An 18,994-nucleotide genomic window follows, 5' to 3' on the forward strand; every position below is an offset into this window, starting at 1 on the left:
ATTTGTCTTTTTGTATATTAAAAAACAATACGGGGTATGGATTTTTTTTCATGCCCCGTATTTATTATACAACCCTTTTTAGTTAATAATGTGAACTATTTTTATAGGGTGGTGATAAGATGGATAATTATAAAAAAGCTATGAATGTTATGGATGACCTTAGGGTAACGATGAAAAAACTTCATAACAAAGAAAATAAACCTTTTCGAAAGGTTGAATTCCACGCATTATTAATTATATTGGAATTTCAAAGTATAACAATGCAAAAACTTGGAGAGGAACTCGGTGTTACTAAATCTCGAGTTACGGCAATAATCTCAAAATTAACGGATAAAGGTTTTGTTGAACAGGTGCCGGATACTAAAGATAAAAGAAAAAAATTATTGCAATTAACTAAAGTTGGAGAAGAATATATGGTGAGCGAACGTACCAAATATGAAGAATGGTTTCAACAACTTTGGGATAAATTTACTTTAGAAGAACAAATTAATTGGATACATTTAATAGCTAAAATTAACAAAGTAGTTAAAGGAGATTTAGAGGAGGAAGAGTAATACTATGAGATTATTTAAGTATTTAAAAAGTTTTTTAGTGCCGATGATTATCTTAGTATCCTTGCTTGCTGTCAGGGCTATGACGGAGTTGGAATTACCAACTTATACCAGTAAAATAGTAGATACGGGAATTCAGCAAAGTGGTATTGAAGATTCAGTACCTACTAAGATTAGCAAGGAGTCATTAAAAACATTAGAAGTATTTATGACTGTTGAAGAAGTTGAAAAGGTAGAAAATAATTATGAAGAAAATAACAATATTTACACATTAAAGAATATCTCACAAGAAACACGAGATGAATTAAATAATATTTTTAAAGAAACTATGACTGTTGTGCTTGGAGCAAAAAATAAAAATATTAATTTAGAACAAATGGTACAAGGTGTTAGTGCCGGAGTTGTTCAAAAAGATACATTGGTAGAACAACGAAAAAAAGCTATTGAGGATTTAGGGCAATCTGCTAATATGATGACTAAACAAGGAGGAATAGCTTTCGTAAAAGAAGAATATAAAAAAGTTGATATTGATACGAATAATATTCGTACAAATTATTTAAAAAATATCGGTTGGAAAATGATTTTAGTAACATTGATTGGCGGTGTGGCAAGTATTTTTTCAAGTTTAATTTCGAGTAGGGTATCTGCAAAAGTGGCATATAATCTACGTGAAAAACTATTTACCAAAGTATTATCATTTTCAAAACAAGATATTGATAAATTTTCTTCGGCATCATTAATAACTCGTACTACGAATGATATCCAACAAATTCAAAATGCTTTAAATATGTTACTTTTTATTGCATTCTATGCACCGATAATGGCGATATGGGGAATTTACAAAGTTATGCAAACAGATACCGGTATGACATGGATTATTGCTGTCGGTATCGGAGTTCTAGGTTTAATTATCGGGCTTATAATGGCAGTGTCAATTCCTAAATTTAAAATAATGCAAAAATTAATTGATAAAGTTAATTTAGTAAGTCGTGAGTTGCTAACGGGTATTTCGGTTATTCGTGTCTTTGGGCGCGAAAAACATGAAGAAGAACGTTTTGATGTAGAAAATAAACGCTTAATGGATAATCAGCTATTTGTTAATCGTGTTATGTCAATTTTATTTCCGGCAATTATGTTAATTATGAACGCTATTGCTCTGTTAATAATTTGGGTCGGTGGTAAAAATATTAATAACGGCTCTATACAAGTAGGTGATATGATGGCATTTATTACCTATACAATGCAAATCGTTATGTCATTTCTGTTTTTTACATTTTTAGTAATGCAATTACCACGTGCTACAGTAGCGGCTACACGTATTGATGAAGTATTGGATACACCAATTAGTGTAGTTGATAATAAAGAAGTTGATGATAATAAATTAAATGATGTTAAAGGAACACTTCGTTTCGAAAATGTAACATTTACGTTTGAAGGTGCGGATAATCCGGTCTTGACTGATATAAACTTTGAAGCGGGAAGCCGGGGAAACAACAGCTATTATAGGAAGCACCGGTAGTGGGAAATCGACACTACTTCATTTAATACCTCGTTATTTTGACGCTCAGCAAGGTCAAATTACGATTGATGGAGTGAATATTAAAGATGTCAGTATGAGTAAACTACGTAGCATTTTAGGTTTTGTACCACAAAAAGGTGTTTTATTCAGTGGAACTATTGAATCTAATATTAAGTTTGGTGATGCAAATATCAGCGATACTGATATGAAATTAGCAACGGAAATAGCCCAAGCTAGTGAGTTCGTTCTTGAAAAAGAAGGACAATTTTCTAGTTCTATTGCTCAAGGTGGAAGTAACGTATCCGGTGGGCAAAAGCAACGTTTATCCATAGCCCGTGCTTTGGCGAAAAAACCTAAAATATTATTGTTCGATGATAGTTTTTCAGCATTAGATTATAAAACAGATGTTAAACTACGTCGTACGCTACAAGAAAAAATGTCGGGCATTACTACAATTATTGTTGCACAGCGTATAGCAACCATTATGAATGCCGATAAAATTATTGTAATGAATGAAGGGAAAATAGTAGGAATAGGACGCCATGAAGAATTACTTCATAATTGTCCAACATATTTAGAAATTGCAGAAAGTCAACTTAGTGAAGAAGAATTGGGAAAAGGAGGTAAGCGCCATGGGTAATGAAAAAAAAGTAAGAAAAGCTGATAATTTCGGCAAAACATTTAAAAGAATAATGATGATGATGTTTAAAACATACACTATACCTATGATACTTCTTATTATTTTTTCAATAGCCGGAACAATCTTTTCAATTATAGGTCCTAAAATTATGGGGCGTGCAACTACTGAGTTATTTGAAGGTTTGGTTGCTAAAATAAACAATACAGGCGAAATAAATTTTGGTAAAATAGCCGGTATTCTTTTGACAACATTAGGTTTATATGCTATTTCATCATTATTTATATTTCTGGAAGGTTGGTTGATGAGTAATGTTTCTCAAAAATTAACTTATGATATGAGAAAAGATATTAGTGTGAAAATCAATAAATTACCGATGGGGTATTTTGAACAAAGAACAGTTGGAGAAACTTTATCTCGTATTACAAATGACGTTGACACATTTGGGCAAGGGCTTAACCAAAGTTTTACTCAACTTATAGCAAGTGTAATGACGGTGTTGGGAATATTAGTAATGATGTTCACAATCAGTCCGGTAATGTCTTTAATCGCTCTTGTAATAATCCCGATATCTGCAATTTTATTAGGGAGTTTAACTAAAATGAGTCAAAAGTACTTTGTCAATCAACAAAAATCACTATCGGATGTTAATGGACAGGTGGAAGAAAGTTATTCAGGGCAAAATATTATTACAGCATTTAATCATAAAGATAAAAGTATAAAAGAATTTAAGAAAAAAATAGTGAATTATATGGTTCATCATGGAAGTCACAGTTTTTCTCTGGGATGATGTTTCCTATTATAAACTTTGTAGGAAACTTAGGCTACGTGGGAATAGTGTTTTCAGGAGGGTTATTGGTTGCAAACGGAAAAATTGGAGTAGGTGATATTCAAGCATTTATTCAATACATTCGCAGTTTTACGCAACCTATAGGACAAATTGCTCAATCAATGACGCAAGTGCAAAGTCTGACTGCAGCGGCAGAACGTGTTTTTGAGTTTTTAGATGCCACTGAAGAACAGCCGGTAGTTAATCCTATTAAAATAACTGAAAAACAAGGTAACGTCGTGTTTGATCATGTTAGATTCGGGTATATTGAAGATCAAATAATTATTAAAAATTTTACAAGTGATGTTAAAAAAGGAGAAATGGTTGCAATTGTCGGGCCGACGGGAGCAGGGAAAACCACTATGGTTAAGTTGTTAATGCGTTTTTACGACATTAATGGTGGTAAAATTACAATAGACGGTAAGGATATTTCATTATTTAATAGAGGAGATTTACGTTCTTACTTTACAATGGTACTTCAAGATACATGGTTATTTAAAGGTACGATAATGGAAAACTTACGCTACGGTCGTTTAGATGCAACTGATGAAGAGGTAATAGCTGCGGCTAAAGCGGCTCATATTCATCACTTCATTAAAACATTACCGGGTGGATACAATATGGAATTAAATGAAGAGGCTTCAAATATTTCGCAGGGTCAAAAACAACTTTTAACTATTGCACGTGCTATTTTGGCAGATAAACCGATTTTAATTCTTGATGAGGCAACTTCAAGTGTTGACACAAGAACAGAAGTGTTAATTCAAAAAGCGATGAACAAGCTGATGGAAGGGCGTACAACATTTGTTATTGCTCATAGATTATCAACTATTAGAAATGCAGATAAAATTCTTGTTTTAAAAGATGGAGATATTATTGAACAAGGTAGTCATGATGAACTGTTAGAGAAAAAAGGTTTCTATTCAGAATTATATCAAAGCCAATTTGCAGAATAAAAAATTTTCAGCGTCTTTTAGATTTAGATGCTGAGAATTTTAATTGTAAGAATTAATAAATATAAGAAAAATACTAAGCAGACCAATCCGCTTAGTATTTCGTTTTGTTTTTTATACTCCATATTTATTATGGAATTTTTATATTCATCTGTTAAATTTAGGCTTCGCCTATATTTTCTAACATTATCTGATCATTAGATATACTGACTTCATCGTACTCGAAGTCCTCATCAAAATCATATGAATATTCTTTATAAAGAAACATCTCATTAGAGTAATCTAAAAATTTGTCATCATCAGCCGTTAAAAACTCAACCTCGTTAAAACTTTCATCAGCATAATCTGATAAAACTTCGTCCTCATAATCTATTTCTGTATTAAAATCCTGGGAATATTCATCGTCTTGTGAGAAACAGAGGTCTGGTGACTCCAAACTAGATAAGTTCATAGTATACATAAAAATCTCCTTTAGTTTTATTTTTTACCATTATACAAAATAATGGTAGTTTTTGCAAGAAAAACACTTATTTTTTAAGATTTTAAATTATATATTTATATAATATATACTAGGTAACAAATAGAAATTTTAGTTTGTAAATTCAGTTTAAAGTATATAAAATATAATTTTAGTATTGAATAAGAAAACCAGAATATTTTAATTTATTAAAGATGTATTGTTACAAAAATATTAAAAGAATATTAATATGTTAAAAATTGTTTAAATAAAATTGATTTTTTTTTTGATATACATTAAAATTAATGATGTATAATGTATTTAACATAATAAAGAGAAAGGATATATTATGACAGAAAATAACAATGAGCGTTTATCAAGAAGAGATAGACATTCAAATGATAAAAAAAATGTTACACCGGGAGGTTATATTTCACGTGGAAATAATAACCCAAACCAACGTCCTAGAGCGTTGGGAGAAGAGGTAATGAGAAGAAAATCTCAACGTTTGGGTGGCGGTGTGCCTAATGGTAGCCGTAGGGTATCTCAAGGGCGTAACGGTAATAATTCAGAAAATAATCAAAATTATTCAGGTGGAAATAAACCACCGATAAGAAAATCTAATAGAATAAGTAATCCTAATAATAAAAAGAAAAAAAATTCAGTCTGGGCTAAGGTATTAAGATACGGATTGTATGCAACGAGTATTTTCATAATAACGGTGTTTTTCTTGTGCGTATTTTGGATTTTTCAAGCACCGGCATTTGATTCTAAAATTTTAGATAATAATTCCAGAACAGTTGTTTATGATGTAAACAACAACGAAGTAGCTAAATTAGGTAATCAGGTCGGAGAAAATATAGAAACTAAAGATATACCGGAACAAATGCAAAATGCTATTTTGGCAACTGAGGATAATAGATTCTTTGAACACGGTGCAGTAGATTATAGACGTCTAATCGGGGCTGTTGTATCAAATTTAACAAGCGGATTTGGTTCGCAAGGTGCTTCGACAATTTCTCAGCAACTTATAAAAAGAACATTTTTAGATGATAATAAGAGTGTTAAACGTAAGGTTCAGGAGGCATATCTTGCTTATAAACTAGAGCAAAATTATGACAAAGAAACTATTTTCACGATGTATGTTAATAGAATCTACTATTCTGACGGAGTATATGGATTAAAAACAGCGGCTAAATATTATTATAATAAAAATGTTAATCAGCTTACTTTACCGCAGATGGCATTACTTGCCGGACTACCTCAACATCCTAACACTTATAATCCTTATGATAATCCGGAAGCGGCAAAAACCAGACGTGATACTGTACTTCATTTGATGGAACGTCACGGTAAAATAACACAGGAAGAATTGACGGCGGCACAGAATACGGATGTTATGTCCGGAATTGTAAAACGTGATGAAACCAGTAGGGTGATATTGTCAAGCGAGTTCGATTCTAAATATACATCTTATATGAACCAAATTGTTAATGAGCTTAGAAACAGCAAAGAGTATAAGGATTATGAGGGGGATGTATTGAATTTAGGATTAAAAATATACACAAACTTTGATCCGAAAATACAAAGTACACTAAGTGACAGTGTAACTTCAAACTATGTCGGTATAAAACAAGCAAGCAATGTTTCTATGGTTGTGTTAAATAATGAAAATAGTGGAATAGCGGCATTATATGGAGGAAAAAATCAGAAATTTAATGGTTATAATATTGCGACGCAGGCGAAACTGCAACCGGGGTCATCTATAAAACCTATACTGGCATACGGACCGGCGATAGAATATTTAGGGTGGAATTCGGGGCAATTAATTGATGATACAAAAATTCAAGGTTCCAATATTCAAAACTGGGATAGAGTTTATCATGGGAAAGTCACTATGAATAACGCCTTGACAATGTCGTACAATATTCCGGCTATTAGAACATATCAGCAAGTAGGCTTTGATAAAGTAAAACAATATGCGGCGAATGTTGGAATTGATATAACGGATGATTCACTAACAACACCTATAGGCGGTAGTAAAGATGGTTTTTCACCGCTTCAAATGGCAGCTGCGTATGTCCCGTTTAGTAACGGAGGCTATTACGCTACTCCTAAAACTATAAAAAAAGTATATGATAATGAAGGAAATGAAGTAAGAAGCTTCAGCAAAGATGATAAAAAACGAGTAATAAAAGAATCAACAGCTTATATAATGACTTCAATGCTCCGAAATGTGGTTAATGGAACGGCACAATATGCCAGAGTGTCAGGTGCTGATATGGCTGTGAAAACCGGGACTACAACTTTTGGAGAAGGAGAAGCAACAAAGTATGGTTTTGATATAAATAACTACTCCAAAGATTCTTGGACAATTGGTTATACAAGTAATTATACTTTGGCGGTGTGGCAAGGGTTTGATACCATAGATGGTCCAACTAAATACATGACACAACAAGATACACAAAAAACACAGATGTTGTATAGAGTTAATATGCAGAATATTGTTAAAATACACCCACCTAAAGGATTTACTGTACCAAAAGATGTGGGTTCTGTGAATGGAACTGTCAAAGTAATAAGTGATAGTGAACGACGAGAAATAGAAGAGAGAACTAAGCGAAATCAAGAATCACAAAGAAGAGATGGTGACTTAAATAACGGTAACAGTCGAAATAATAGTTCAAACAATGATAATAATCGAAATCAAAGAAATCAATCAAGTGGCAATAATACCACGAGAAATAATATAAATGACAGTAACGGAGATAATGACGGATAATCTTACGATATACGGCTCTGTGTCAAATACGGGGCATGAGAAAAAATAAGGATAAAATGCTAAGCAATGCAGTGTTGCTTGGCATTTTTCAAAACGCCCTTAAAAGAAATATTATTTTTATACTCAGAAACAAATAACTTAGAAACAACTAAAATGCGTAATCTAAAGTTATAAAAGCTATTATAACCATAAGAAACTCTCTTTAAAACCTTTATCTTATTATTAATACCCTCCAAAGAACCATTAGAGATAGAATACCTAACACTATTAAGCATATACTCTTTATGTTTTCTCATAGTATTAATAGCCTTACTAACACCATCAGATAAACCGATAGTAGATTTTTCAATTAATTCTTTAAACTCCAACTCATTTCTATACCTTATCGCATATCTAATATCCTGAACTCTCTCATAGCTAGCCTTAAATATACAATCTAATCCTAATAAATAATCTAAAATATCACGTCTAGTAACTAAACTCCTAAAACTCCTATTAAAGAAAAACCTACCATGAGTAACATTACTTTCATCTTCTAATATTAACTTCCAATTATTTTTTAAAAGAGTATAATTAATACCTTTTTGTTTTTTGTAAATATTCATTAGCTTAACTCTAGTTCTATTAAGTTCTCTATTAACATTTTGAATAAAGTTCTCTATTAACATTTTGAATAATATGAAACCTATCTATAACAATTTCAGCATTAGGAAACTTATTTCTAATCAACTTCATATAAGGAGTATAAATATCAATACAAATAGCCTTAACATTACTTCTAGCCTCTTTAGAAAATCTGGAAAAATAATTATTTAAAATATACTCAGTTCTACCATCAACTATATCAATAATCTCATGAGTTAAAGCATCTAAAAAAATAAAACTCATACCATTTTTACTATCTTTAGTAAACTTTAACTCATCAAAGCATAAATACTCAGGTAAGGTATTATAGTTAAGAATGTCTACATGGGATTTACATTTATAAAGAGTTCTTATAACAGTATTAACCGATACATTATTCATTTTGGCTATTTGTTTAAAAGATAAAGTATCAGCTAAATCACTCATTATAGAAAACTTAACATTTTTAGAAATACTACAGTATTTATCTACAAAAGAAGTAGTAGCTACAAATTTTTTATTACAAGTTTTACACTTGAAACGTTGCTTTCTTAGTTCCAAATAAGCAGGGATACCTGATATTTTTAATAGATTAATTCTAGTAAGTTCATTAAAGCCGTTTTTAACTACAGTATAACCTTTATTAAGACAACCACAGCATTCACACTTCTTGGGTTTATATGTTAAGGTACCTTTGAATACAAAGTACTTTTGATTATTTTTTATAGTTTCGTTATGTGTTTTCTCAATAGTTATATTTTTATCTTTTATTTGTAGTAGGTTTTTAATGAATTCTCCCTCTTTTATTTCTTTTGTTTTTGTGTTAAAATTATTCATGACAGATATCCTTTCATAGTTTATTTTTTTTGCACTTTAATTATATTGGATATTTGTCTTTTTGTATATTAAAAAACAATACGAGGTATGGATTTTTTTTCATGCCCCGTATTTATTATACAACCCGATATACAAAGTAGAGCAAGATAAAATTGCTCTACTTTTTTAATACTACACAAAAAAATAAATTTAGTGTACAATAGTATATATAAATTTTTCTTTTTAACTTATAAAAGAAAAAATATTAATTCAATGGATGTGAAACTATGAAAAAAAAATTAGTAATCATTACAGGAATAAGCGGGGCCGGTAAAAATACAGCTTTGGAGATTTTTGAAAATCAGGGATACTTTTGTACAGATAATTTACCGGGATTGTTATTAGAAGATTTTCTTAGAATTATTGAAGAAAAAGATATAGATAAAATAGCAGTGAGTATTGATATTCGAAGTAAACACCTTTTTGTTGATTTGAAAGAATTATTAAAAAAAGTACAAACCAGTGAATATTTTGATGTAAAAATAATATTTTTAGATAGCGATGATCAAGTCCTTGTTAATCGTTTTAAAGAAACACGAAAAAATCATCCTCTATCTGTTAAATATAGTTTACTTGAAGGAATAAAGCGAGAAAGAGTAGTAATGGCAGATGTAAAAGAAGTGGCAAATTATATTTATGACACTTCTAATTTTACCGTTAAAGATTTACAAACTAAAATTTTAGAAGATTTTGGTATTGAAAAAAGAAACAGTTATCATGTAACAATATCAAGTTTCGGTTATAAGTACGGTATTCCTATTGATGCGGATAATATCATTGATGTTCGATTTCTTAAAAACCCTTTCTATATTAAAGAGTTGAGAGAAAAGACCGGATGCTCAGAAGAAGTATTTAATTATGTTTTTTCAGATAAAGTAACCGCTGAATTTTATGATAAATTTAAAGAATTAATTTTTTATATGATTGATAAATACCAATACGAAGGGCGAGATAAAGTAGCAATAGCAATAGGTTGTACCGGCGGGAAACATCGTTCGGTTAGTATTGCAAGAAAATTACATGAAGATGTAAAAAATTTAGGTTATAGAGTGTATCTTGAACACAGAGATATTAATAAGGGTAGGTAGAATAATGAATAATAGAGTAAAAGTAGTAACTATCGGTGGTGGAACCGGTTTGTCGGTTTTGCTCCGTGGTTTAAAAAAATATCCATTGGATATAACGGCTGTTGTGACTGTTGCCGATGATGGAGGAAGTTCCGGAAAAATTCGCAGTGATATGAATATTCCTTCCCCCGGAGATGTCAGAAATGTAATAGCTGCTTTGTCAGATGTAGAACCATATCTTGAAAAAATGTTTCAGTATCGTTTTGATTCTGGCGAAGTAAAGGGGCATCCGGTAGGTAATTTAATGCTTGCGGCAATGACGGATATATATGGGAATTTTAGTACAGCTGTTCAAATTATGAGTAAAATTTTAAATGTCAGTGGAACAGTTTTACCGACAACCAATGAGATGGCAACATTAAATGCAGTGCTTAAAAGTGGAGAAATTATTCGAGGTGAATCATCAATTACAAAAGCAGGTGGAGAAATCGACAATGTCTATATAACGCCATCGAAAGTAAAGGCGAATGCGGATGTTATTAAAGCAATAGAACATTGTGATTATATTGTGATGGGGCCGGGTAGTTTATATACATCTATTATTCCCAATTTGATGATATCAGGAGTATCAGAGGCTATTATTAAAAGCAGTGCAAAAAAAATGTATGTTTGTAATGTTATGACCCAACATGGCGAAACGGATAATTACACTGTATCAGATCATATAAAAGCAATAAATAAACATATTGGGAAAAATATTTTTGATATTGTAATTGCAAATTCAAATGTATTTTCAAAAGAAATTTTGGAACGTTACAAAGAAGAACAACAAACCGCAGTGGAAATAGACAAAGAAGAAATTGCTACACTTGGGGTGGAATTAATAGAAAATAAAAACGTCGGTATCGTTGAAAATAATGTAATTCGGCACAATGCAGATAAGGTATCTGAATTAATTTACAATTATATTATAGACGATAAACCAACAATTATTTATAATAAAAGGTAATAAAATATAAGGAGAAGAAGAATGCACTTAAATTTTGATTATTCAAAAGCGTTAAATTTTTTTGATAAACAAGAAATGAAAAATATGGAAAGTTATGTAAAAGTAGCACATGATACTTTGCATAACAAAACGGGAATAGGAAATGATTTTTTGGGCTGGTTAGATTTACCGACTAATTATGATAAAGAAGAATTTTCACGCATTAAAATAGCGGCTAAAAAAATTCAAGAGAACTCAGATGTATTAGTAGTAATCGGTATAGGTGGTTCATATTTGGGAGCAAGAGCGGCAATAGAAATGTTGAATGACAGTTTTTATAATTTTTATGATAAAGGTAGAAAAACTCCGCAGGTGTTTTTTGTAGGAAATACTATTTCATCTACATATACGCAAGAATTAGTGAACTACTTAAAAACTACCAATAAAAACTTTTCAGTAAATGTAATTTCTAAATCAGGAACGACAACAGAACCGGCAATTGCGTTTCGTATTTTTAAAGAGTTGTTAGAAGAAAAATATGGGAAAGCGGGTGCAAAAGAAAGAATTTTTGCTACAACTGACAGAAGAAGAGGTGCATTGAAATCATTAGCTGACGATGAAGGATATGAAACATTTGTGGTACCTGATGATGTAGGAGGACGTTTTACAGTATTAACGGCAGTAGGGTTATTACCAATAGCTGTGAGTGGTATTGATATTGACAAAATAATGTCAGGGGCTAAACTGGCACAAAATGAACTGGCAACAGCTGATTTATCTAAAAATATTGCCTATCAATATGCGGTAATGAGAAATATTTTACAACAAAAAGGTAAATTGATAGAAATTTTAGTTTCTTATGAACCGTCGATGGTATACTTTAATGAATGGTGGAAACAGTTATTCGGTGAGTCGGAAGGTAAAGACGGTAAAGCGTTGTATCCGGCAAGTGTGTGTTTTTCAACGGATTTACATTCAATGGGGCAATATATTCAAGAGGGGCGTCGAATTTTGTTAGAAACTATTCTTAAAGTGAAAACTCCTAACAAAGATATTGAATTAAAAGAAGCGGAGAACAACTTAGACGGTTTAAACTACTTGTCAGGTAAAACAATGAATTTTGTAAATACAAAGGCTTTTGAAGGAACACTACTTGCTCATACTGATGGTGGTGTACCGAACTTTGTAATAGAATTACCGGATATGAGTGAGTTTACATTTGGATATTTAGTATACTTCTTTGAAAAAGCTGTTGCTATTTCCGGATATATGCAAGGATTAAATCCGTTTGATCAACCGGGGGTAGAAGCGTATAAGAAAAATATGTTTGCTCTATTAGGAAAACCTGGCTTTGAAGATTTAAGAAAAGAATTGGAGGAGAGATTAAAATAAAATATAAAAAGTGAACTGATAATAAATTTTAATCAGTTCACTTTTAAGTTTTGTGAAGTACCGAAACATATTGGGAAATGTTTTATGTAACTTATACATAAATAAAAGAATATATATTATAAAATAAAAATATGATAATAACATGTATCATCATATTAAATACAATATTCAAAAAATGGGGCGGCTGAAGGGAATCGAACCCTCGAATGTCGGAACCACAATCCGATGCGTTAACCACTTCGCCACAGCCGCCATAAAAAAAATGCCTTGAGACAGAGTCGAACTGCCGACACATGGAGCTTCAATCCATTGCTCTACAAACTGAGCTATCAAGGCAAAATGGCGGTCCCGACGGGAATTGAACCCGCGATCTCCTGCGTGACAGGCAGGCGTGATAACCGCTACACCACGGGACCTACTTTATACTCTTACTCTCAAAAAAATGGTGACCCGTACGGGACTCGAACCCGTGTTACCGCCGTGAAAGGGCGGTGTCTTAACCGCTTGACCAACGGGCCACAAAAAAAACGGAGCAGGAGGGATTTGAACCCTCGCGCCAGTTTCCCGACCTACACCCTTAGCAGGGGCGCCTCTTCAGCCTCTTGAGTACTACTCCAACTCCACAGGCAGGACTCGAACCTGCGACCCTCTGATTAACAGTCAGATGCTACTACCAACTGAGCTACTGTGGATAAATGTTCAGTTGCAATGAACATTTATTATTATACATAAATATATATATAAAGTCAACACTTTTTTAGAAAAATTATGATATTGTATTGCATAGGTACAATAGATGTAAGACAAAAAAGTATAAATAATAATGTACATTTGTAAATGATGTGAGACAAAAAAAGTATAAATAAAATGTACATTTGTAAATGATGTGAGACAAAAAAAGTAAAAAATAAATACCGGATATAATAGAATTACATAGAAGCTAGCTTCTATGTAAACCGTATGAAGCCCCCGACGTAAATTACATTATTTGATTAGATTTGCCAGCTTTAATTCCTTAGAGAACATTTCAGATTTCTAAAACTTATTTGTCAAGGATTTGAAAAAGGCGTAGCCCTTGTCCTTGACAAATAAGTTGTGAAATCTATTATCTAACAAGGAATTAAAGCCGGCATATTTTTATAGACTCTTTCCGTAACTCTTTTCTTTTTTCAACAGGAGAAAGCCAATTTAAAGTCTGCATAGGAAGACGGTTAGAGCGATATAGATACTTTTTCATCTGAGATACAAGATCATCATACAAAAAGAAAGATAAACGCCTGTAAAAACGTTCATTATCATTTCTATGACTACGTTCAACCTTACCGTTATGTCTAGGAGTTCTAGGTCTAATAAGTTGATGTTTAATGCCAAGATTATTACACAATACATCAAAAGGGTGTATTCGTTTAGTATCTTTAAAATGCGTAAATTCAAAACCATTATCAGTTTGAATTATCTTGGGTTTATACCCAAAATAATCAATAGCCATTTTAACAAATTGAACAGTAGAGTATGATGATTGTTCTTTAAAAGGGAAAATAAATCTTTCCCTAGTAGCTTCATCAATGATAGTATATTGATAAAATTTATCAGGAATTTCTCCTACATAACAACGTTTAGGAACATATTTCACATCAAGTTGCCATTTTTTACCAATTTCAGTAGGTGTATTATAGGGTTTAGGTTTATAAGGAATTACTTTTTTCTTAGTATCTTTATAAAAACCTAATTTTCTAAGCACTCTAAATAAAGAACAAGGATGTCTTTTATAACCTTTGTTGAATTTAAGTTTAGCATATAATTCAATCATAGAAATATTAGGATTACGTTTAATAAGATTTTTAATCCAAGACAATTCTTCAACTGTATGGGCGTTAGGGTGAATGGAATGAGGTCTATGAGACTTATCTATAAGAGACTCTTTAGTACCGTCATATTTTTTATTCCAACGCAAAAGAGAGGCTTTTGATATTTTATAGCGCCTACAAACAAAACGAATAGAGTTACCATTTCTATAAGTTTTAACTGCAGCTATTCTTGTTTGTAAAGTATGAGGTATATATCGTTGTGTTTTTTCTATATTTTCTGTTATAATAGTTTTCATAAGAGTAAATTCCTTTTTTTGATTTGTAGGTAACTTCATTATACAGGATTTACTCTTCTTTTTTTTATTATATGTCTTACATCTATTGTAACACTACAGTGAGACAAAAAAAGTATAAATAAAAGCTCTTGCTTTTTATTTTTAAATTTGCTATAATATAGAAATGCTAGGTGGGGAGTTAGCGGTGCCCTGTACTTGCAATCCGCTTTAGCAAGACTGAATACCGAGATGCGGGTAAATTAGGGGATGTCGAGTTTAACACGTAATGTTGAGACTGAGGCACCTTACGACGCAGTGCTTATGAACCATGTCAGGTCCGGAAGGAAGCAGCATTAAGTATGTTTATTGTGGGTGTGAGTTTTTGTCAAGGTTGAGTTGGCGATTAGACTAACGGTCTTTTAGTTTATTCAAGTCTTGGTTGCATATTTATAAATCGATGAGTATCTGAAAGTGTTAACTTTTGGATTTTTTTAATGTTTAAACTATAGAAATAGAAATTGTATTAGTGAAAAAGGGGATTTTATGTATCAAGGAAAAAATATAAAAGAGCAATCAATAATATTTATAAAATTACTTATTCCGGTATTGATTTATCAAATTATTTCATATTCATCGGGAATGATAGGGACGTTTATGGCAGGACATTACAGCCCGACAGATTTAGCAGGGGTAAGTATGGGAGTTAATATATGGAATCCAATTATGTACACGCTTAATGCAATAGTACTTGCCATTATTCCGATAGTATCACAGCTAATTGGAAAGGGAAGAGAGGATGAAATTCCGACGAAAGTTCGTCAATTTTTGTATATAGCTATAGCGATTAGTATAATTTTAATAATTGGGCTAAATACTTTAGCTACACCGGTAGTAAATTCACTAGGTTTAGAGGAAAGTATAGCTAAAGTTACTAAAAAATATTTATTTTATGAGAGTTTTGGAGTATTATCAATATTTCTTTACGTTGTACTTCGTGGTTTTATGGATAGCTTAGGCTTAACCCGTTTATCAATGATTATGATGGTAATTTCAGTTCCGATTAATGTATTTTTTGCTTATAGTTTTATTTTTGGAAAATTTGGAATGCCGGAGTTAGGTGGAGCCGGAAATGCTGTAGCCGTATCGGTAACATATACTGCATTGTTTTTTATTGCATTAGTCCTTACAATAAAACATCCAAAATTAAATAAATATAAAATATTTCAAAAAGAGAGTATTAAACTTAATCACTGGGGAGAAATTTTTAGACTTGGGGTACCTATAGCGTTTGCAGCAGCATTGGAAACAGTAGTGTTTTCAACATTATCACTTATGGTATCAAGGTTCGATACAACTATAATTGCTGCCCATCAATCAGCATTAAATTTTTCGGGTTTTTTGTATAGTTTACCGGTTAGTGTAGCAAATACTGTAACAATTATTGTAGCATTTCATGTTGGAGCAAAAAATTATAAGATGGCTCAGAGATATACATTTATTGGGTGTGGCATAGGTATGGTTTTTTCATTTATATCAGGACTTATGGTCTATATATTTGATTCAAAAATCCCTTATCTATATACAAATGATAAAGGGGTAATAAATTTAACAGCGCATTTGTTATTGTATGCAATAGGATTTGCCATTTGTGATTCTTTTGCTTCATGTTTAGCAGGGGTTTTGCGTGGTTATAAAAAGGCTGTTCCTATTTGTGTGACAATGGGGATAGGATATTATTTAATAGGAATACCTATATCTTATTATTTGGTATTCGTTCGCAATATAGGAATTGATGGTCTATGGATAGGCTGGATTATCGGTTTAACCTTTTATGCTATCGGTATTTTAATTTATTATTGGTATATGAAAAGAAAGATTAACAGGAAAATTTATTCAATATAATGTTATAATCTAAAATTACGTAATCAACTTTAAAAGCAATAAAGTGTTAAATTTAGCTGTTTTTAGTTGAAAGCGTAATTTTTTTCTTGACAATATTTTATAAAAACCATATAATGTAGTTATCAAAACTAGATAAAAAGGTGATGGTAATTTGAAAGAAAATATATATCCAAAATGGATTGATTTACCGGAGTTTGATTTATATTTAGATCAGGTATTGCTTTATGTTAATCAACTAGATAGCACAGCAGTTGTTCATGGAGAAAAGGGCTTAACCTCAGCAATGATAAATAATTATGTTAAACATGGATATTTAGATAAACCCATTAAAAAAAAATATACAAGAAGACAATTAGCACGCCTTATAGTTATAACGTGTTTAAAAAATGTTTTCTCAATTCAAGAGGTCAGTAAAACGGTGAAATTATTAACCAAAAACAATCAATCAGAAAAAATGTATGATAATTTTGTTCGTTGCATGAATGGTGAAGAAAGCGATGATATACCGGCTGCCATTATTTTGGCTTGTAGAACCATTCGTTTATATCAACAAACTCATATGATAGTAGAAGATTTAGAAAAACAAGAAGAAGTATAGTAAAGGAGAGAAATAATGAATTGGAAAATAGTGGTAGATACCGGCTGCGACTTACGGGAAATACCTAATTTAGCAGAGAATACAGTTTTTGAAAGAATTCCATTTTCTATTCAAATAGGGGAGAAAGAGTACAAAGATACTTTAGATTTAGATATAGATTTTATGATGGAAGAAATTTATTCAAGTGAAAAAGTAGCACGTTCTGCATGCCCTAGTCCTAATGCGTTTTTATCAGCATATAAAAATACAGATAATATATTCGTTTTAACACTAACCAGCGGATTATCAGGCAGTTATAATAGTGCAAAAATCGCTGAGAAAATGTTATATGAAATCAACCCGGCAGCTAATATACATGTAATAGATAGCTTATCGGCAGGGGGCATATGGATTTATTAGTCTTGAAGTTAAATAGTTTAATAGGTCAAGGATATGATTTTGAGGAGATAGTGGAAAAAATAACAGAGTATCATAAAAATTCAAAATTATTATTTGTATTGGAAAAAGTTGATAATTTAGTAAAAAACGGAAGACTTAGTAAACTAGCGGCAACCGTTGTCGGACTTTTAAATATTCGTATGGTTGGGGAAGCAAGTGATGAAGGGACGCTTCATTTATTACATAAAGTTCGTGGTGAAAAAAAAGCAATTACTGAGATTATAAATGAAATGAAAAAACATGGTTATAAAGGTGGAAAAGTAGTTATAACTCATAGGAATAATGAAGGAATTTGTAAAAAATTGGAAAGTAAATTACAAGAATTTTATGGAAATATAACTTTTTCAATTATACGAACTTCAGGTTTGTGCAGCTTTTATGCAGAAGAAGGCGGAATTTTACTAGGATACGAAATTAATTAAAAAATAAAGGTGGAATAGCGTTTAGGTACTAACCCAAAAACTTTGACAAGTTTTGGAGTTAGTACCTTATTTCTTTTATACCTTTATTTTTTGTGAGTATTATAATCTATAAACTGAGATACGTTGTTGAATGTGATTTCCATTTTCTACTTCATCAAGCATTGCACTGGCATAATCGGCATAACTTATAGAACTTTCCCCTTTTTGATTTACCGTAAATACCTCTCCGGCAGTTGCATATTTATTGGTTTTTTCTCCATTTTCAATAAAATTGGCAGCAGGACTTATAAATGTCCATTTTACATTATTTTTGGTTCTTAGTAGATCTAATTCATCAGCTTGCGCAGTAGCTAATGGTTTAAATTCTTCCGGGAAAGTAGATGTATCCAATAGACGAGTAGTATGTGTATTATCAATATATAAGCTACCTGCACCACCCACAACTAAGAAACGGATATCGCTATCTGCTAGTAGAGTTGTAAGGTATTCTATTGATTTGCTGTGAATAGGAAAAGTTTCAGGGGTAAATGCTCCTATTGCACTAATTACAACATCAAATTTTTTTAAATCATTCTTAGTTAAATCGAATAAATCTTTTTCAATAACTTCATTTGTTACTGTTTTGTTGGTTGAACGAACGATTGCTGTAACATCGTGATTACGTTCTACTGCTTCTTTTACAATTAAACTACCTGCTTTACCGTTTGCTCCTATAACTGCTATTTTCATTTCAATGACCTCCGTTTTTAAATCTATTATTGAATTTTTGTTTTGATAATAATATAATATACTTATACAAACTAAATGTAAAGTACGCACTTTAAGGTAATATAATTACTTAAAAGAAACTATTGTGTATTATAAGTTTTATTAGAT

Annotated in this window: 16 protein-coding genes, 6 tRNA genes, 1 other RNA gene and 1 pseudogene; 13 read left to right on the top strand and 11 right to left on the bottom strand. The window is 31.5% G+C overall.

All coding sequences use genetic code 11. The features are described from left to right. The first annotated feature begins 119 nt into the window (after positions 1–119). The 4 genes and pseudogenes from AXE85_RS03115 to AXE85_RS03125 all read left to right on the top strand — a co-directional run bounded on the left by AXE85_RS03115 (position 120) and on the right by AXE85_RS03125 (position 4,492). Positions 120–554: a MarR family winged helix-turn-helix transcriptional regulator gene (locus tag AXE85_RS03115; RefSeq protein ID WP_062173097.1), complete on the top strand. Its 435-nt coding sequence runs from the start codon at positions 120–122 to the stop codon at positions 552–554. Positions 555–558: 4 nt separating this feature from the next. Further along, a complete protein-coding gene (locus tag AXE85_RS03120) occupies positions 559–2,070 on the top strand; it encodes an ABC transporter permease (protein ID WP_231723802.1) in 1,512 nt (503 codons plus the stop codon). Continuing rightward, positions 2,021–2,710 carry an ABC transporter ATP-binding protein gene (locus tag AXE85_RS08610; RefSeq protein WP_231723803.1) on the top strand — a complete coding sequence of 230 codons (690 nt, stop codon included), beginning with the start codon at positions 2,021–2,023 and terminating at the stop codon, positions 2,708–2,710. The genes AXE85_RS03120 and AXE85_RS08610 overlap by 50 nt, the downstream gene beginning before the upstream one ends. Beyond that, a pseudogene (locus AXE85_RS03125) lies at positions 2,703–4,492 on the top strand (ABC transporter ATP-binding protein). The gene AXE85_RS08610 and the pseudogene AXE85_RS03125 overlap by 8 nt, the downstream one beginning before the upstream one ends. A 157-nt stretch (positions 4,493–4,649) precedes the next feature. On the opposite strand, the gene AXE85_RS03130 reads toward AXE85_RS03125, so the two are convergent. Further along, on the bottom strand, positions 4,650–4,949 hold the full coding sequence (locus AXE85_RS03130; RefSeq protein WP_062173098.1) for a hypothetical protein: 300 nt from the start codon (positions 4,947–4,949) through the stop codon (positions 4,650–4,652). A gap of 346 nt (positions 4,950–5,295) precedes the next feature. Between AXE85_RS03130 and AXE85_RS03135 the strand changes: the two genes are divergently transcribed. Next, positions 5,296–7,728, top strand: coding sequence for a transglycosylase domain-containing protein (locus tag AXE85_RS03135; protein WP_062173099.1), 2,433 nt, complete (start codon positions 5,296–5,298; stop codon positions 7,726–7,728). 59 nt (positions 7,729–7,787) lie between these two features. On the opposite strand, the gene AXE85_RS08615 is transcribed toward AXE85_RS03135, so the two are convergent. Together AXE85_RS08615 and AXE85_RS08620 are read right to left on the bottom strand one after the other, a co-directional pair. Next, complete coding sequence (locus AXE85_RS08615; RefSeq protein ID WP_231723804.1) at positions 7,788–8,396, bottom strand: transposase; 609 nt, start codon at positions 8,394–8,396, stop codon at positions 7,788–7,790. Beyond that, a complete protein-coding gene (locus AXE85_RS08620) occupies positions 8,365–9,189 on the bottom strand; it encodes an ISL3 family transposase (protein WP_062172723.1) in 825 nt (274 codons plus the stop codon). The genes AXE85_RS08615 and AXE85_RS08620 overlap by 32 nt, the downstream gene beginning before the upstream one ends. 266 nt (positions 9,190–9,455) lie before the next feature. Between AXE85_RS08620 and rapZ the strand changes: the two genes are divergently transcribed. The 3 genes from rapZ to AXE85_RS03160 are packed head-to-tail and all read left to right on the top strand — an operon-like array spanning position 9,456 to position 12,675. Next, complete coding sequence (rapZ, locus tag AXE85_RS03150; RefSeq protein WP_062173100.1) at positions 9,456–10,316, top strand: RNase adapter RapZ; 861 nt, start codon at positions 9,456–9,458, stop codon at positions 10,314–10,316. A gap of 4 nt (positions 10,317–10,320) precedes the next feature. Next, positions 10,321–11,304, top strand: coding sequence for a gluconeogenesis factor YvcK family protein (locus AXE85_RS03155; protein WP_062173101.1), 984 nt, complete (start codon positions 10,321–10,323; stop codon positions 11,302–11,304). Positions 11,305–11,325: 21 nt separating this feature from the next. Continuing rightward, positions 11,326–12,675 (top strand): glucose-6-phosphate isomerase, encoded by a 1,350-nt coding sequence (locus tag AXE85_RS03160; RefSeq protein ID WP_062173102.1) that lies wholly within the window; start codon positions 11,326–11,328, stop codon positions 12,673–12,675. A gap of 176 nt (positions 12,676–12,851) precedes the next feature. Here AXE85_RS03160 and AXE85_RS03165 read toward each other — a convergent pair. The 7 genes from AXE85_RS03165 to AXE85_RS03195 form a co-directional block, all read right to left on the bottom strand. Further along, positions 12,852–12,927: transfer RNA gene (locus AXE85_RS03165), tRNA-His, on the bottom strand. Positions 12,928–12,938: 11 nt separating this feature from the next. Further along, positions 12,939–13,011 (bottom strand) — tRNA-Phe (locus tag AXE85_RS03170). Positions 13,012–13,015: 4 nt separating this feature from the next. Continuing rightward, positions 13,016–13,091: transfer RNA gene (locus AXE85_RS03175), tRNA-Asp, on the bottom strand. 27 nt (positions 13,092–13,118) lie between these two features. Continuing rightward, positions 13,119–13,193: transfer RNA gene (locus tag AXE85_RS03180), tRNA-Glu, on the bottom strand. Positions 13,194–13,203: 10 nt separating this feature from the next. Next, a tRNA-Ser gene (locus tag AXE85_RS03185) sits at positions 13,204–13,291 on the bottom strand. A 2-nt stretch (positions 13,292–13,293) separates the two neighbouring features. After that, positions 13,294–13,367 (bottom strand) — tRNA-Asn (locus AXE85_RS03190). 428 nt (positions 13,368–13,795) lie between these two features. After that, the gene (locus AXE85_RS03195) at positions 13,796–14,779 is read right to left on the bottom strand and encodes a DDE-type integrase/transposase/recombinase (RefSeq protein ID WP_062174691.1); all 984 of its coding nucleotides are present in this window, start codon (positions 14,777–14,779) and stop codon (positions 13,796–13,798) included. Positions 14,780–14,940: 161 nt separating this feature from the next. Between AXE85_RS03195 and ffs the strand changes: the two genes are divergently transcribed. The 5 genes from ffs to AXE85_RS08760 all read left to right on the top strand — a co-directional run bounded on the left by ffs (position 14,941) and on the right by AXE85_RS08760 (position 18,118). Then, positions 14,941–15,205, top strand: an RNA gene (gene ffs / locus AXE85_RS03200) — signal recognition particle sRNA large type. A gap of 96 nt (positions 15,206–15,301) precedes the next feature. After that, positions 15,302–16,660, top strand: a complete 1,359-nt coding sequence (locus tag AXE85_RS03205) for an MATE family efflux transporter (protein ID WP_062173103.1) — start codon at positions 15,302–15,304, stop codon at positions 16,658–16,660. Between the two features lie 151 nt (positions 16,661–16,811). Next, complete coding sequence (locus AXE85_RS03210; RefSeq protein WP_062173104.1) at positions 16,812–17,258, top strand: DUF1836 domain-containing protein; 447 nt, start codon at positions 16,812–16,814, stop codon at positions 17,256–17,258. A gap of 15 nt (positions 17,259–17,273) precedes the next feature. Beyond that, complete coding sequence (locus tag AXE85_RS08755; RefSeq protein ID WP_250636703.1) at positions 17,274–17,657, top strand: DegV family protein; 384 nt, start codon at positions 17,274–17,276, stop codon at positions 17,655–17,657. After that, entirely contained in the window at positions 17,645–18,118 is a 474-nt protein-coding gene (locus tag AXE85_RS08760) for a DegV family protein (RefSeq protein WP_250636704.1), read from the top strand. The genes AXE85_RS08755 and AXE85_RS08760 overlap by 13 nt, the downstream gene beginning before the upstream one ends. A gap of 99 nt (positions 18,119–18,217) precedes the next feature. On the opposite strand, the gene AXE85_RS03220 is transcribed toward AXE85_RS08760, so the two are convergent. Next, complete coding sequence (locus tag AXE85_RS03220; protein ID WP_062173105.1) at positions 18,218–18,847, bottom strand: NAD(P)-dependent oxidoreductase; 630 nt, start codon at positions 18,845–18,847, stop codon at positions 18,218–18,220. Between the last annotated feature and the right edge of the window lie 147 nt (positions 18,848–18,994).

It is taken from the genome of Gemella sp. oral taxon 928, from assembly GCF_001553915.1.
GTDB classification, from domain to species: domain Bacteria; phylum Bacillota; class Bacilli; order Staphylococcales; family Gemellaceae; genus Gemella; species Gemella massiliensis.

Bases quoted from the DNA above. Each gene is read 5' to 3' on its own strand.
- AXE85_RS03115 (WP_062173097.1), top strand. From the start codon at position 120: ATGGATAATTATAAAAAAGCTATGAATGTTATGGATGACCTTAGGGTA.
- AXE85_RS03120 (WP_231723802.1), top strand. From the start codon at position 559: ATGAGATTATTTAAGTATTTAAAAAGTTTTTTAGTGCCGATGATTATC.
- AXE85_RS03130 (WP_062173098.1), bottom strand. From the start codon at position 4,949: ATGTATACTATGAACTTATCTAGTTTGGAGTCACCAGACCTCTGTTTC.
- AXE85_RS03135 (WP_062173099.1), top strand. From the start codon at position 5,296: ATGACAGAAAATAACAATGAGCGTTTATCAAGAAGAGATAGACATTCA.
- AXE85_RS08615 (WP_231723804.1), bottom strand. From the start codon at position 8,396: ATGTTAATAGAGAACTTTATTCAAAATGTTAATAGAGAACTTAATAGA.
- AXE85_RS08620 (WP_062172723.1), bottom strand. From the start codon at position 9,189: ATGAATAATTTTAACACAAAAACAAAAGAAATAAAAGAGGGAGAATTC.
- rapZ (WP_062173100.1), top strand. From the start codon at position 9,456: ATGAAAAAAAAATTAGTAATCATTACAGGAATAAGCGGGGCCGGTAAA.
- AXE85_RS03155 (WP_062173101.1), top strand. From the start codon at position 10,321: ATGAATAATAGAGTAAAAGTAGTAACTATCGGTGGTGGAACCGGTTTG.
- AXE85_RS03160 (WP_062173102.1), top strand. From the start codon at position 11,326: ATGCACTTAAATTTTGATTATTCAAAAGCGTTAAATTTTTTTGATAAA.
- AXE85_RS03195 (WP_062174691.1), bottom strand. From the start codon at position 14,779: ATGAAAACTATTATAACAGAAAATATAGAAAAAACACAACGATATATA.
- AXE85_RS03205 (WP_062173103.1), top strand. From the start codon at position 15,302: ATGTATCAAGGAAAAAATATAAAAGAGCAATCAATAATATTTATAAAA.
- AXE85_RS08755 (WP_250636703.1), top strand. From the start codon at position 17,274: ATGAATTGGAAAATAGTGGTAGATACCGGCTGCGACTTACGGGAAATA.
- AXE85_RS08760 (WP_250636704.1), top strand. From the start codon at position 17,645: ATGGATTTATTAGTCTTGAAGTTAAATAGTTTAATAGGTCAAGGATAT.
- AXE85_RS03220 (WP_062173105.1), bottom strand. From the start codon at position 18,847: ATGAAAATAGCAGTTATAGGAGCAAACGGTAAAGCAGGTAGTTTAATT.